At 40.3% G+C, this 13,283-nt stretch carries 12 protein-coding genes; 6 read left to right on the forward strand and 6 right to left on the reverse strand.

Annotation, left to right across the window (positions count from 1 at the left end):
- The first annotated feature begins 41 nt into the window (after window positions 1-41).
- The 3 genes from ACR42H_RS19195 (at window position 42) to ACR42H_RS19205 (ending at window position 2,392) form a co-directional block, all read left to right on the forward strand.
- Window positions 42-899: an ABC transporter permease subunit gene (locus ACR42H_RS19195; protein ID WP_436372632.1), complete on the forward strand. Its 858-nt coding sequence runs from the start codon at window positions 42-44 to the stop codon at window positions 897-899.
- Between the two features lie 115 nt (window positions 900-1,014).
- Window positions 1,015-1,707 (forward strand): Crp/Fnr family transcriptional regulator, encoded by a 693-nt coding sequence (locus ACR42H_RS19200; protein ID WP_113884595.1) that lies wholly within the window; start codon window positions 1,015-1,017, stop codon window positions 1,705-1,707.
- A gap of 220 nt (window positions 1,708-1,927) precedes the next feature.
- The gene (locus ACR42H_RS19205) at window positions 1,928-2,392 is read left to right on the forward strand and encodes an Hsp20 family protein (protein ID WP_113884594.1); all 465 of its coding nucleotides are present in this window, start codon (window positions 1,928-1,930) and stop codon (window positions 2,390-2,392) included.
- Between the two features lie 108 nt (window positions 2,393-2,500).
- Here ACR42H_RS19205 and ACR42H_RS19210 read toward each other — a convergent pair whose 3' ends face one another.
- The 3 genes from ACR42H_RS19210 to ACR42H_RS19220 form a co-directional block, all read right to left on the reverse strand.
- The gene (locus tag ACR42H_RS19210; RefSeq protein WP_436372636.1) at window positions 2,501-4,909 is read right to left on the reverse strand and encodes an ABC transporter permease subunit; all 2,409 of its coding nucleotides are present in this window, start codon (window positions 4,907-4,909) and stop codon (window positions 2,501-2,503) included.
- A complete protein-coding gene (locus ACR42H_RS19215; protein WP_436372638.1) occupies window positions 4,902-5,765 on the reverse strand; it encodes an ABC transporter permease subunit in 864 nt (287 codons plus the stop codon). The genes ACR42H_RS19210 and ACR42H_RS19215 overlap by 8 nt, the downstream gene beginning before the upstream one ends.
- 239 nt (window positions 5,766-6,004) lie before the next feature.
- A complete protein-coding gene (locus tag ACR42H_RS19220; protein WP_436372640.1) occupies window positions 6,005-6,562 on the reverse strand; it encodes a YppG family protein in 558 nt (185 codons plus the stop codon).
- A 335-nt stretch (window positions 6,563-6,897) separates the two neighbouring features.
- Here ACR42H_RS19220 and ACR42H_RS19225 point away from each other — a divergent pair, with 335 nt between their 5' ends.
- Entirely contained in the window at window positions 6,898-7,113 is a 216-nt protein-coding gene (locus ACR42H_RS19225) for a YppF family protein (protein WP_009332703.1), read from the forward strand.
- A 25-nt stretch (window positions 7,114-7,138) separates the two neighbouring features.
- On the opposite strand, the gene ACR42H_RS19230 is transcribed toward ACR42H_RS19225, so the two are convergent.
- From ACR42H_RS19230 to ACR42H_RS19240, 3 genes are all read right to left on the reverse strand, one after another.
- On the reverse strand, window positions 7,139-7,516 hold the full coding sequence (locus ACR42H_RS19230; RefSeq protein ID WP_113884589.1) for a YppE family protein: 378 nt from the start codon (window positions 7,514-7,516) through the stop codon (window positions 7,139-7,141).
- A gap of 263 nt (window positions 7,517-7,779) precedes the next feature.
- The gene (locus tag ACR42H_RS19235) at window positions 7,780-8,043 is read right to left on the reverse strand and encodes a hypothetical protein (RefSeq protein WP_113884588.1); all 264 of its coding nucleotides are present in this window, start codon (window positions 8,041-8,043) and stop codon (window positions 7,780-7,782) included.
- A 393-nt stretch (window positions 8,044-8,436) separates the two neighbouring features.
- The gene (locus ACR42H_RS19240; protein ID WP_113884587.1) at window positions 8,437-9,429 is read right to left on the reverse strand and encodes a DUF2515 domain-containing protein; all 993 of its coding nucleotides are present in this window, start codon (window positions 9,427-9,429) and stop codon (window positions 8,437-8,439) included.
- A 197-nt stretch (window positions 9,430-9,626) separates the two neighbouring features.
- Between ACR42H_RS19240 and recU the strand changes: the two genes are divergently transcribed.
- Together recU and ACR42H_RS19250 are read left to right on the forward strand one after the other, a co-directional pair.
- Window positions 9,627-10,238, forward strand: coding sequence for a Holliday junction resolvase RecU (recU, locus tag ACR42H_RS19245; protein ID WP_113884586.1), 612 nt, complete (start codon window positions 9,627-9,629; stop codon window positions 10,236-10,238).
- A 41-nt stretch (window positions 10,239-10,279) separates the two neighbouring features.
- Window positions 10,280-12,994, forward strand: a complete 2,715-nt coding sequence (locus ACR42H_RS19250; RefSeq protein WP_436372644.1) for a PBP1A family penicillin-binding protein — start codon at window positions 10,280-10,282, stop codon at window positions 12,992-12,994.
- The last annotated feature ends 289 nt before the right edge of the window (window positions 12,995-13,283 follow it).

A 13,283-nucleotide genomic window follows, 5' to 3' on the forward strand; every position in this document is an offset into this window, starting at 1 on the left:
TTAGGAGACATACCTTATTCTGCACAGGAACATTTTTTCTAATGATATTATTGGCAATAACGTTTGCCGGACCTTATCTACCTTTTGTAGACCGCGAGTTATCAAAGATTACTTACATCCTTAATGAGGATAAAAGGCCCGTTATACCGCCTTATCCGCCATCAGAGGATTACATATTCGGCACTGACAAAAGCGGAAGGGATTTACTCAGCCTGATTATATTGGGAGCAAAAGAAACCATTATGCTGGTCGCCTGTATAACTGTCCTGCGATATGCACTAGCCATTCCGCTCTCCTTTCTTGCGCACAAAAAATGGATGGGTACTCACCTCTTCCTTAAATGGCTTAATGGAATGCTGTCATATATTCCAACCCTCATCATTGTCATGCTTTTTTCCATGCTTCCGCCATTTTTGTTAACTGAACACCGTCCCATATTCCTGCTCCTAATTATAAGTCTGGCAGAAATGCCTCGTGCTGCAGAAATGGTAAAGCTGGAATTTGATCAGATTTCTTCTAAGGAATATATATATGGAGGGATTGCTGCCGGAGCCTCACCTTACAGGCTTTTCAGAACATACTATCTGCCTTTTCTATTTAGTAAGCTTCTTGTATATATGGTTACAGACCTTGGAAAAGTCATGTTTTTACTTGGTCAATTAGGGTTTGTCGGCATTTTTATTTCCCAGGGTTTGGTTCTATCCATGGGAGGAGATTGGCAATTGGTCAATAATTCGATTTCTTGGCCTATGATGCTAATGAAAGCCTTTGAGGATATAAGAGGCCCGATTTGGATTCCATTCTTTCCAGCATTTGCAATGACCTGCGCCATCTTAACTTTTAATATATTCGCTCAGGGATTAAAGACATTTTTCACCAAGAAGGTCCGATATATTTAGCTGTTCCAGCCCGCCTCTTTAAGTGCCTGATTTCAAAATAAGCTTTTCTTAATCTAAACGTTATGAATGTTTTTTGTTACAATAAGCTTAATAGGACAGACGCAAGAGGTGGATTATGAGAGCAGAAGAAATTAAGGGAGTTCTTTGCCAGTTCTCTCTTTTTAAAGAACTGAACAATGAAGAGCTGGATAAAGTGGTAGAGATATCAATTTCACGGGAATGGAAAAAAGGAAGTCATGTCTTTCTTCAGGACGACCCGCTGGATAATGTTTATTTCATTAACAACGGCAGAGTTAAGATATACAGAAGTGATATTAATGGTAAAGAGCAGATTGTTGCCATCTTAACAAAAGGCGAGATGTTCCCTCATGTAGGATTTTTCAGAAAAGGGGGGTATCCGGCTTTTTCGGAGGTGCTTGAAAATGCTCAGCTCGTCGTTGTGCCAATTTCGCAATTTGAAAAGGTACTAATTGAGAATCCCGAGCTATGCATTAAGGTGTTTAAAGTTCTGGGCGAGAAGATTGTCGATCTGCAGGAACGGCTGGAAGCGCAAATTTTAAACAATACTTATGAACAAATTATCAAATTGCTTGTCCGTCTAGCCAAAATGCATGGAAAAACGCTTGAAAACGGCAGCTTTCTTTTAAAAGGGGACTTCACCAATAAAGACCTTGCCAATATGATTGGCACTACAAGGGAAACAGTCAGCAGGACTTTAACAAAAATGAAAAAAGAAAAGTTAATTGAAACAGATCAGGATGGACATTTAATCATAAACCCTGATCAGCTCTTAGAGACAATCTTTTAAAAACCGCCTATGCGGTTTTTTCTTTGTCTAGCTCCAGCGCCTGTTCCCTCGATGTGTCGGTCGTGAGCACCAAGGAAAGCTTCCTTGCAGGTTTTTCACAGGAACAAGTCCCGAATGAGCTTCTGTTTTCTGTGACCTTATTTGCTCAAAAGGAACATCCACCCAATGGGCAGCATAGGATATGTTGAAAAATCCTGTTTGAGAGGGGATGGATGTATATATGGAGGATCCAAAGAAAAAAAACCGAAATGAGCCTTTTGGTGATTTAATGAAATCGATGAATCAGCTTTTTCATGAAAAACCCGTTAGAGGATTTCTGCAGACCATGGATGATTTCTTTAAGAATCCCTTCCCAATTTCTTCTTCCTTTCATGTCGATGTTGCGGAAACCGAAAAAGAACATATCATTAGTGCAGAACTTCCAGGAATAAATAGAGAGCAAATACAAATTGACATCCTGGACAATTATATAACCATTTCTGTCAAGTCCTCTGAGATAGTGACAGAAGAGGATGAGAAAAATAAAATTTTTGGAAGACAGCAAAGCATGCAGCGTTCCAGCCGGACCGTTCCTCTTCCCCAGCCAGTTAATGAAAAGAAAGTAAAGGCAGTTTACCAAAATGGCCTTCTGCAAATCACAGTGCCAAAGCAGCAGGGAAAAAGAATCGTAATCGATGAAAGCTGATCCTGCCTGCAAGCCGGGTAAAATTAACTCACTAATACGGTCTGGTTAAACAAAAACAAGCAGTATCAATGGCTGCTTGTTTTTGTTTGAATGAAACCAAGGTGCTTATTAGCTGTTTAGTTTAGATGTATCAATCCAATTATTGAAATAGCCGGTCGGAACACTGAAGTAATCTTTTGTGTAGGATATAAACTCCTTGGTATCGACCTCTTTATAACGGAAATTTTGATAATAATCTGACAGGAACTGCATCCCCACTTCTTTAGGGGATTCCCCTTTTAGGGTATATTTTTCCTGAATCATCTTTAAAATCTCCAGAGCAGGCTGCCCATAGATATAGCCTGAATGTTTTACCTCATTAACCGGCACATTTGAATAATGCCTGCCAAGGCCAGCTTCTTCAATCGCCTCCATTCGAAAATGGGAAAGGCCAAATGCCTGTCTTTCAGCCTGATTTTGACCTGCATAGAAATACATAGAGGTGGCAAATTCAGTAATTCCTTCATCAATCCACGCATTATTGTAAGGGTCATTTGCCACTACTCCATAAAAATACTGATGAGCAATTTCATGAACAATAGATATATCATAAAACCTCTTATCATCACCATAAGGATTAATGGTTACAATACCGGGGTATTCCATAAATTGTCCATCATCCAAAACGATGTCAAGCTGCTCATGCGGGTAGTCTCCAATATGATCCTGATAGAATGTTAATGCATTTTTGGCCAGTGTCAATGAAGCTTCAGGGTCTTTGTCATGATTGCTTTTTGAGAATAATCTGATCTTCACGCCGTCTCTGGCTTCCGTTTCATGAACTTCCATATCCTTCATGACAGCAATGAAGAAGTCCCTGACCTTCTTGGCTTTAATATGCCCTTCATTCTTCCCTTCTGCAGGATCTTTGTCAGCTGTAGAAGCCAAGGTATATCCTTTCGGAAGCTTATAGGAAACTTTGAAATTTGAGAAGCCTGTATGAAATGTTTCCAGTCCCTCCATATAAGGCTCTTTATTCCATTTGCCTTTTTGATAAACTGCAGCCATAGGGTACCATTGAGCAAGATAATAGTTTGTGTCTACTTTTGAAAAACGGCTGCCTTTGTCAGGGACTGTAAATCCATATTCGATCTTTACATTATGTCTGCTTTTATCTTTCATTTCAGGTTTTAACTTTATGGTTAACGTATCACCCTTTAGCTTAAAGGACGCTTTTTGCCCGTTCACTGTCACCTTCCCGATAACTGCCTCAGATGTGCCCTCGACGGAATCAAATGTATGTCCATCTGCAAAAACGTTTGGAATGAAATAAAATACAAGCTCTTCCCATTCTTTATTTGATTGGTTTTTTACTTGGATATTAGCATTGGCAGTGAAATAGCCATCGCCATTCATTTTCAGATCAATGTTATAATCCGCGCGGCTGCCGCTTTTAACGCCAATATTGGCATCTTTTGCTGCAATTACATAGATTCCAGCACCAGCAAAAGCAATAACTAATGCAGAAAAGGCTGCTTTTTGGGCAGAAAATGACCAAAATTTCTTTTTTCGGCCATATTGTTTTCTGGAAGGCTGAATAAATGGTTCATGCCCTGTCCTGATCCATGGTGTACGCTGATAATTTGACTGAAATCGATTCTTCAATCCATTTGCCAGCAGGCTGAAGGATACTGTTGTATATAAAAGGACCGCAAGTGGCGCAACTAATATATGAGTGTTCCCATAGATATTCAATCTTGCCTGCCCAACAAGACCTGAGAGCTCTTTTGTTGCTGATAGGTATATGATGGGGTCAAATCTCATAATGGTTCCGCCGACAAAAATATTCAAAAGCGCCAGCTGGCCCATAAGAGCGATCACATACACAATTTCAAGTATAAACATAACAAGGAAAGTTTCCTTTAACTGAGGGAATATATGCTTCCAAATCACACGGTGTTTTCCAGCTCCCAGGGCTTTGGCCGCTTCAACATAAACGGACTTATATAATTCAGCGGTTTTAAGCCTTACAGATGACACGATGCTAGGAATACTGATGATTGACGCAATAACTATAAAGTAGGCTATTAATACATTTTGCTTAAGGCTGCTGTTGAAGCTTATTGGCGCCAGAAAAAAATACAGGATCAGAAACAGCGGAACATAGCTCCATGCATTTTCAAAAGCAATCAGCCAGCCTGGTGTCCGTTTCAATGTGCCAGCATACAAACCGATGATTGCTCCGAAAGCCATTTTAATCATCGTAACAGCAGCTGCAATAAAAACAGTGTACCTTAATCCATTTAAAATCATGGAAAAAAGGTCGTAGCCCCATTTGTCTGTCCCCAGCGGATAGGAGGGTGATTCAAAGGGCTCCAATGGAGGGGCCAAAACCTTCCCGTTTGTGTATTGTGTTTCCAGTGCTGAAGTCAATGAATGCGGTGCAAGATAAGGCCCAAATATGCTGAAAAAAAGCAAGCCTGCAACCATAAGAATTCCGATAATCAAGGAGTAATTTATTTTTAGCAGCTTATTCATAGATAAAACCCCGTTTAAACAGATAGAATATGAGTCTGTTAGAAATATAGACAATTAGAGAAATCAAAAGCATGGCAAACAAGCCAATTGCGATCGGCTGGACCTCAGTGCTCTGAAAAATAAATTTTGTTATACCGGAGACATTCATAATATGTTCAATAATGAAGAGATTGCCAATAGCCAGGGAAATCACTTTGATTAGCTCAGATTTAATAAATGGCTCCAAATTTTTAAATACATGCTGAAAATTTATGTAATTCAAGCTCATTCCTTTAGCAACTGCAGTCTTAATATAGTCCTCCCCGCTTGTTTGATAATATTTTACCGAAACAAGCTTAAATAGATATAGAGTTGGAGCTAAGCTTGCGAGCACTGTTGGAAACCAGATGTTAAGTGCTCCACCATCCGGCCTTAGTGAAATCACTCGGATTCCCGTCATTTTATATATTTTAACGGCGAGAATCATAGACATTACAATGATAATAAAATCGGGAATGGACGCAAGGATATTCAAGAATGCCCCAAAAAGCTTAGTAAGCTTGAAACGGCTGATAAATAACCCGAAAATAAGACTTATAACTAAGGAAGCATTCACAGCAATCAATACAATTAGCAGACTGGTAGTAAAGTTATCAGCAATATCCCCGGCTATAGGACGAGTTTGCCGGCCGAGCTGATAGGAACCCAGGCTGCCTCCGCTTAATTCTTTAATAAAATCTCCATAAATCTGCGGTAAACTTTCAAAGCTCCAATCAAGACTCCCGCTTGATGGATCAACAGAAATAATTTTTGGCACTGCCGCAAGAAGCAAAATTAATATAAATATGATAAATATTTGCTGAAGAGCACGAACCATACAAATCCCCCTTTAATGACCATGAGTCATTTTTCTATTTTTTCACTTTTATCTAAATTTTGTCAATCGTACGTTTAAATTTCCCTGGATAATAATGCCTATACAAAGGGAGTCGCCAAAAAATAGACTGGCTATTTTATTTTCGAATATATTTAATTTTTTTTCAAGTCTGATTTTTAAAAAACGTTTCATGCCATTAAAATAAGAGACAAAAAAAAGGCCTATTCGGCCATGAGCAATTAAGCTTTAAATATTCCGCCAATCCCTTTTACCATTGATGACACTTGCGTTACAGCTGACATCATCTGACCTGCGGTGTCCACCATTTTATTAAGATCGAACGAACCATCCTGGGCTTTAAAGGAATTCATAATGCTTTGCACTCCGGAAGGCTGTTTAGGAATGAATGATTGTTTAGGATACGGATTCATATACGGCATCTGCTGCGCCGCGGAGTTGCTGGCCTGAGTTCCGTAATAATCTTCAGATTCTAATGGATTTTGAAAAACACCAGCATTTTTCGAACCGGTCTTTGCGTAATATCCTTGGTCATAGTTATGCTGCGGATAAGGATGTGGTGAATAATTTTGCTGCTGCAATCCTGTCATCTGAGGCGGCTGATGATACCCCATATTATAAGGCAAATAATAAGGGCTGTACTGTCCGGCAGAATTAGTATAATTCTGCATTGGCTGCTGCCTCATATAAAATTGGCCATTCGCCCCCATATAAAATGGATCCATGTATATACTTTGATTTAAATGGCCGTATGGCTGCAGATGGCTCGCTCTATTCATTAATCGGCCAAACATGGGCAAACATCCTCCCCATTCAAAAAATATAAGTATATTAGCAATAATTCCAGGCAAGAGCCTTCTAATTATCACCAATATAATATATGAAAGATTTGCCCAGAATGTGAAAGAATCAATTAATTTTAAAAATGGAAGCGGTTTCCGTTTTTGTCTAACTATGAAGAATGGTGTCGGAAGTTTGATTTTTTTAAAAACGATGAAAAACAGATTTTCATGTTAGGATATAAAAAACAAAACAGTTTCTTGTCCCCCTTTTCATTTACCGGGCTGCGGGGAAAGTATTTCTCCGCGAATCTATATTCAGAGGAGGCAATATCATGAATGTTCACGAACTAAAAATGAAGTTTCATCAACTGAGGGAGTATACTCCTGAAAATGTTAATGAATTATTGGATTTTGCTAAAAAGGCTTATATCCATAATGAAATTTCCAGTACAGATTATCGAAATCTCGTTCGTGAGCTTGAAGCTCAAGGAGCGGCCGTTCCTGAAAGCTACAAAGATAACACCCTCCAGGATTCAGTAAATGCATAAGAATTTTTTAAAAAAGGGACCCTATTCAGGTTCCCTTTTTTTCTTCACCTACTAATTTTATCAATTGCTTTAGGACATACACGGCGGAATTAACATAATTAATGAATCTGGTTTTGCTTGTTTCAGGGAAAAATGCCTGAATGGAAACCATTTCAATATGTTCAGCAGCAGATTCAATCTGATGAGGATAAAGATTTCGGGGTTTATGAATGCCAATCCACTCAAGGGCTTCTTCTTTCCATTTATCATTTATGGATTTAACATCATCAGCAAAAGGTTTAACTTCATTATAAAAATCACCCTTTTCACCTGATTCCTTAACCTTTTTAAACCTGCTGTCTGAGATTTCCACCCATTCAAGCAGCTGTTCTGTCATTTGCAGCAGGGAATTTTCATGAACCATTCAACATCAACTCCAATTAGAAAAGCGGAAGGCGCCCGCTTAATGAAGGCACGCAGACTAAAAACGCCACGTCCTGTGGGCCTCAAGCATAAGACGAGCCGGCGGAAAGGTTGTTCTTTAACCTTTTGGACGGATTGGCTTAGACCCGAGAGCCGATGGCGCCTGGAGCTAGACAGTTATCTAACTTCAGATTATACGCTTTATTTAAAATAAAAGTAGCTAGTCAACATTAGCTACTGAAGGATACTGCTATTCTATGCCACTTAGAAGCCAAGTTCAAGCTTCATTCCCGCTGACCTTTTTGCGTCTTCTATATTGTCTGCCTCAGACTTGATTACCGTCATATCCTCTTCAATCGCTTCCAGCCTGCTCTCGCAAACCTCCAGTTTTTCTGACTGTTCATAATACCAATCCTGGCGAAGTCCCGACAAATTAGACTCCAGTACATTTTCAAGCTCTTCCAGCTGATCATATATTTCTGTAAGCATGGCCAGCAATTCATCTTTTTCTACCATTTTTCCCTGCATACAAAAGACCTCCCGATTTTTTTTCTTGCTTCCTGCAATAAATACGACGAAGGATACAGTGAAAATTTTGCTTTGTGCCTACATAATTCTATTTCGCTTGTAGGTTTCCTCCATGCATGACAAAACTAGAAGTGTTTCGTCAAAGAAAGTACTTATTTGCATGGGAACAACATGGTTTCGACAGCCCCTGGAAGAATGAAAATAGCGTCATTGAACAAACTAATTAACGGAGGTGTAGAGTAATGGCAAAAAAAGAAAAACAAAATAAAGCACAGCCAAAAAAGCTGGAAGAAACAAAAACAGGCTATGGCAATAAGAAGCTTGAAGGTCCTGACCGCCCTTCAACTTAAAATGTAAAAAGCAAGGGGCTCCTTGCTTTTTTTCACTGTTTTGCTAACAAAGCAAGCGAATTAACTTTCCCAGCTTCGCAGCAGTATTAAGCTGTTTCTGCTTATGCAAATACCATGTTGTAATATGGACAGGGTGTTTTAGGACAATAGATTCTGATGCCCATTTACTCTTAATGCGTTTTTTTGAAGACCAATCATTAAAATGATGAATGTGATGTGTGATTATCGGGTATGTACAGCGTAAGAAAGGGGTCGTTCTCCGTTGTCTTCCCTTAAAGTATTTCTCATAATCATGCCTTGAACCAGTATGAATTGTGCCTGAAGCAAATTCATACACGTCCCCATAATAGCTGGTGTCAAATAAGATTTCTGCCAGCCGTTTTCCAAGATCAATTCTTTTGGACACCGAGCGGAAACCATTTACACTTGCCCCGTATAATTCCCCTTTACAAGTAGGGAAGATTACAGAACTAAAATGAAGATAGTCCTGAAAGGAAAAAAGCAATGTCTGAAAAACTTTATTCTTATAAATTTCATGTTCCATTACAGGTTCTTGGATAACATTTTGTTCATTAATAATCAGGGAAATCATTAACCTCTTTTCATTTCTATTTTTCCAGAAAGAATACCATTCCTGTTCCATAAATGCTGATACACGAAAAATCTTTAATAAATGAAACATTGGCCTATTTATTTTCGTCGAATAATGATAGAGGAGCAATTGTGGAAATGCATCCTGAAAAATCAGCCAATTGGCCCTTTCATATGTAATATAAAGCATGTCCCGTAATTTCTTTCCTATCAATTTAGGAAAACAGCTTCCTTCAAGATCACACATATTCCAGCCGGCATTTCGAGACACCATGGAGGCAAGAAACGCCCAGCGTATCTCAGGATGCTTTTTATAAAACCGGAAATATGCTTCCGTTCTTGAAATATTGTCCAGGTTATATTTTGCTGTCATCTTCATAATATGATTCATTATTGCCTGTTCCTTTTTCTCATGGCTGTTCAAGAATTTCCCAGGAAGAAACATCGCATTTCACCTCAGAAAATGAATGGTCTGTTTTTGGCCAGCAGGCAGACACGCCAAATGACTCTGTAAAACGAATAAAACCGGAAAGTATCGCTCGAATGAAGTTACCTATATACTTTGTTATTTAGAACTTTTTATTCAACCAAATCATGCTTACTTTTGTTATTATAGGGAGTAGTTTAAAACGAGGTGAATGCATGAATTTCCATTATCCTAATGGCAGGAGATATACTCCACCTGCTAATAGCGCCAAAAAATTAACACCAGAGAAGAAATGGACCTACAGCAATCGCGGAATGACACTGGAGGAAGATATAAACGAAACCAATGAATTCTATCTGGAACATGGAATAGCCACTATTCATAAAAAGCCAACGCCTGTTCAAATCGTCCAGGTCGATTATCCAAAGAGAAGTGCGGCCGTTATTAAAGAAGCATATTTCAAACAAGCATCAACAACCGATTATAATGGTGTGTATAAAGGGAGATATATTGATTTTGAAGCAAAAGAAACTCAGAATACTACCTCCTTCCCTCTAAAGAATTTTCATGAACACCAGGTGAAGCACATGGAGAAGGTATTAGCCCAGCAAGGGATATGTTTTGTTCTTCTCCGCTTTTCTGCCACCGAAGAAGTTTTTCTTTTTGAGGCACATTATTTGCTCTCATACTGGGAGAGAATGAAGGCCGGGGGAAGAAAATCAATTACCAAGGGTGAAATCGAAATGCATGGCCACCACATTCCGCTTGGATTTCAGCCCAGAATTGACTATATTAAGATAATAGATTATCTTTATACCCTTAAATAAGTTTTTTACAGTTCCATTGTCAAGAAAGGATGAACATAGATATGACTGAAAAATATCAATCAAGAGAGGAGCGCCGCAAACAGCAATCCAAGCCTAAAAAGAAGGGCAGAAAAAAAGGCACAGGCACTTTTAAACGTATTTTCCTTATTTTAATTGCCCTCGGAATTGCTGGAATGCTTATAGGAGCAGGCGCTTTTGCTTTTATGGTGAAAGACGCGCCAAAACTTGATGAAAAATTGCTGAAGGATCCAATTTCTTCACAGATTTACGATATGGAGGGCGAATTCATTACAGATGTAGGCTCCGAAAACCGTGATTATGTCGCCTATGAAGACATACCCAAACTAGTGGAAGATGCTTTTTTGGCAACTGAGGATGTTCGCTTTTACAAACATAATGGCATGGACTTAATACGATTAGGCGGTGCAGTAATAGCCAACGTAACTCGCGGATTTGGTTCTGAAGGGGCGAGTACGATTACCCAGCAGGTGGTAAAGAACTCCTTCTTAAATAATGAAAAAACGCTAAGCAGGAAGGCCCAGGAAGCCTGGCTCGCATTCCAGCTTGAACGCAAGTATACAAAACAGGAAATCTTTGAGATGTATGTGAACAAGATTTACATGTCAGAGGGGCATGGAGTTTTAACGGCATCGAAAATCTTTTTCGATAAAGAACTGGATGAGCTGGAGCTGCATGAAGCCGCCCTTTTAGCCGGCATGCCGCAAAGTCCGAACAATTATAATCCTTTTGATCATCCTGACAAGGCAGAGAAAAGAAGAAATATTGTCCTTTCACTGATGAATCAGCATGGTTTCATTACAAAAGAACAAATGGAAGCGGCCCAAAAAGTTCCTGTGGAATCTACACTTGTGGCTGAAGAGAAAAGAGAAACAAACGAATCAAAATATGATTCTTTCATCGATGTTGTCTTGGATGAAGTAGAGAAGAAATACCCGGATCTTAACCCATATTCTGATGGACTAAAAATTTATACGACCCTGGATCCGGATGCACAGAAGCACGTAGAAGACATCTTAAACACTGATGCAGCGGTAGCGTATCCAGATGACGAATTCCAGGCAGGAATCACTCTGCTGGATACAAAAACTGGCGAAATAAGAGCAATTGGCGGCGGTCGCAACCAGGAAGTAAAACGCGGCTTTAACTATGCTGTAGATCAAAAAAGACATGCTGGTTCAACTTTTAAACCAATTGTCGATTATGGACCAGCAATCGAGTATCTTAAATGGGGAACCTACCATACTATTGTTGATGAACCCCACACATACTCCGGCGGAACAAAAATCAATAACTGGGACGGAAAACATATGGGCCCTATGTCCATGCGTGAAGCCCTCGCCCGTTCGCGTAATATCCCGGCCCTGAAAACACTTCAGGAAGTAGGAACTGATAAAGCTTTGGAATTTACCAATAAATTAGGCATCCCAATGGAAGAAATGTATGAGTCGTATTCTATCGGCGCATATGAGGTTTCCTCTCTGCAGGTAGCCGGCGCATACAGTGCATTTGGAAATAATGGCTTTTACACTGAGCCTCATGCCATCAAGCAAATTGAAATGCGTGACGGGACGAAGCTTGACTTGAAACCAGAGTCTGAAGTAGTGATGAAAGATTATACAGCATTTATGATTAGTGACATGCTGAAAAGTGTAGTCAAATCTTCATATGGAACTGGCCGACAGGCAGATGTTCAAGGATTGCCTGTAGCTGGAAAAACAGGAACTACAAACTACACTGATGAACAGGAACAGGAATGGGGAATTCCTGGTGGTGCTGTGCCTGATGCATGGTTTGCAGGTTATACGACGAACTATACAGCAGCTGTCTGGACCGGTTATCAGGATAGAAAAAACTATATCCCTGCAGGCGATGAGCAAAAAATTGCGCAAAGACTATTCAGCAGCCTAATGGCACATGTTTCAGAAGGAAAAGAAACTGAAGACTTCAAGGTCCCTAACTCTGTGGAGGAGGTTGCCATTGAAAAAGGAAGCAACCCTGCCAAACGGGCAAGCCAATATACACCTAAGGATCAAATCATTTATGAGTATGCTGTAAAAGGCAATGCTCCGACACAGGTGTCTGAGAAGTTTGATAAACTCGACTCCCCTTCTGGCCTGTCAGCGAACTTTGACCAGGAGACAAATGAAATTACATTATCATGGGAATATCCAGAAGATGCAAAAGGCACCCAATTTGAAGTCACTGTATCCGTAAATGAAGGCGGAGATCAGCAGCTTAGCGTCACTTCTGAAAAAGGCTTAAAAATTGCCAACCCTCAGCCAGGAGCTGTTTATACCTTTAAAGTAACAGCATTTAATGGTGATCAGCAAAGTGATCCTGCTTCTGTAAAAGTAAAAATCCCTGATCCAAGCGTCATCGAAGAAGATGAAACTGAAGGTGACGGACAAGATGGAACTGGCGGAGAAGGACAGGAAGGTCAAGAAGGACAAAATGGTGAAGACAGCCAGGACGGAAACCAAGGTGGCGACGGTTCTGGAAATGGTGATGGTTCCGAAGACGGCACCGGAAATAGTGATGATTCCGGAAACGGTGAAGGTAATGGTGATGGTTCCGGTGATGGGGATACCGGTACTGGAGAAGGAAATGGAACTGGTGCTGGAGGTACTGGAGGTACTGGAGGTACTGGAGGTACTGGAGGCACTGACAGCGGCGGAAACGGCACTGGCAGTGGCACTCCCGGATCGAGCGGTTCCGGAAATGGATCTGGCACATAACTAAATAAAATGAAGAGCTGGCTCGGTGTTGAGTCAGCTCTTTTTTGTCTTTGTCCTGCGTGAGCTTTTACGGAATCAGCGGTACTAGTTCATTTGTGTCGGGTTATTCGTGATTGCAGGCATACTTTCTCCTTTTACGCTTGGATTCTTTGGAGTTGTGCGCGATCCTTTTGGGTCTGCGCTGGACTTTGGATGCGCGGGTCTCGGTCTTTTGCGCGCGCTTTCCTTCCTTTTGCGCGGCTTAATAGGATTTTGCGCGGGACTTGTAGTACGTGCGGCCCTATTGAGT

Origin of the sequence: Cytobacillus sp. BC1816 (assembly GCF_051353635.1) — a bacterium.
Taxonomy (GTDB): Bacteria; Bacillota; Bacilli; order Bacillales; family Cytobacillaceae; genus Cytobacillus; species Cytobacillus oceanisediminis_C.

Bases quoted from the DNA above. Each gene is read 5' to 3' on its own strand.
- ACR42H_RS19195 (WP_436372632.1), top strand. From the start codon at position 42: ATGATATTATTGGCAATAACGTTTGCCGGACCTTATCTACCTTTTGTA.
- ACR42H_RS19200 (WP_113884595.1), top strand. From the start codon at position 1,015: ATGAGAGCAGAAGAAATTAAGGGAGTTCTTTGCCAGTTCTCTCTTTTT.
- ACR42H_RS19205 (WP_113884594.1), top strand. From the start codon at position 1,928: ATGGAGGATCCAAAGAAAAAAAACCGAAATGAGCCTTTTGGTGATTTA.
- ACR42H_RS19210 (WP_436372636.1), bottom strand. From the start codon at position 4,909: ATGAATAAGCTGCTAAAAATAAATTACTCCTTGATTATCGGAATTCTT.
- ACR42H_RS19215 (WP_436372638.1), bottom strand. From the start codon at position 5,765: ATGGTTCGTGCTCTTCAGCAAATATTTATCATATTTATATTAATTTTG.
- ACR42H_RS19220 (WP_436372640.1), bottom strand. From the start codon at position 6,562: ATGAATAGAGCGAGCCATCTGCAGCCATACGGCCATTTAAATCAAAGT.
- ACR42H_RS19225 (WP_009332703.1), top strand. From the start codon at position 6,898: ATGAATGTTCACGAACTAAAAATGAAGTTTCATCAACTGAGGGAGTAT.
- ACR42H_RS19230 (WP_113884589.1), bottom strand. From the start codon at position 7,516: ATGGTTCATGAAAATTCCCTGCTGCAAATGACAGAACAGCTGCTTGAA.
- ACR42H_RS19235 (WP_113884588.1), bottom strand. From the start codon at position 8,043: ATGCAGGGAAAAATGGTAGAAAAAGATGAATTGCTGGCCATGCTTACA.
- ACR42H_RS19240 (WP_113884587.1), bottom strand. From the start codon at position 9,429: ATGTTTCTTCCTGGGAAATTCTTGAACAGCCATGAGAAAAAGGAACAG.
- recU (WP_113884586.1), top strand. From the start codon at position 9,627: ATGAATTTCCATTATCCTAATGGCAGGAGATATACTCCACCTGCTAAT.
- ACR42H_RS19250 (WP_436372644.1), top strand. From the start codon at position 10,280: ATGACTGAAAAATATCAATCAAGAGAGGAGCGCCGCAAACAGCAATCC.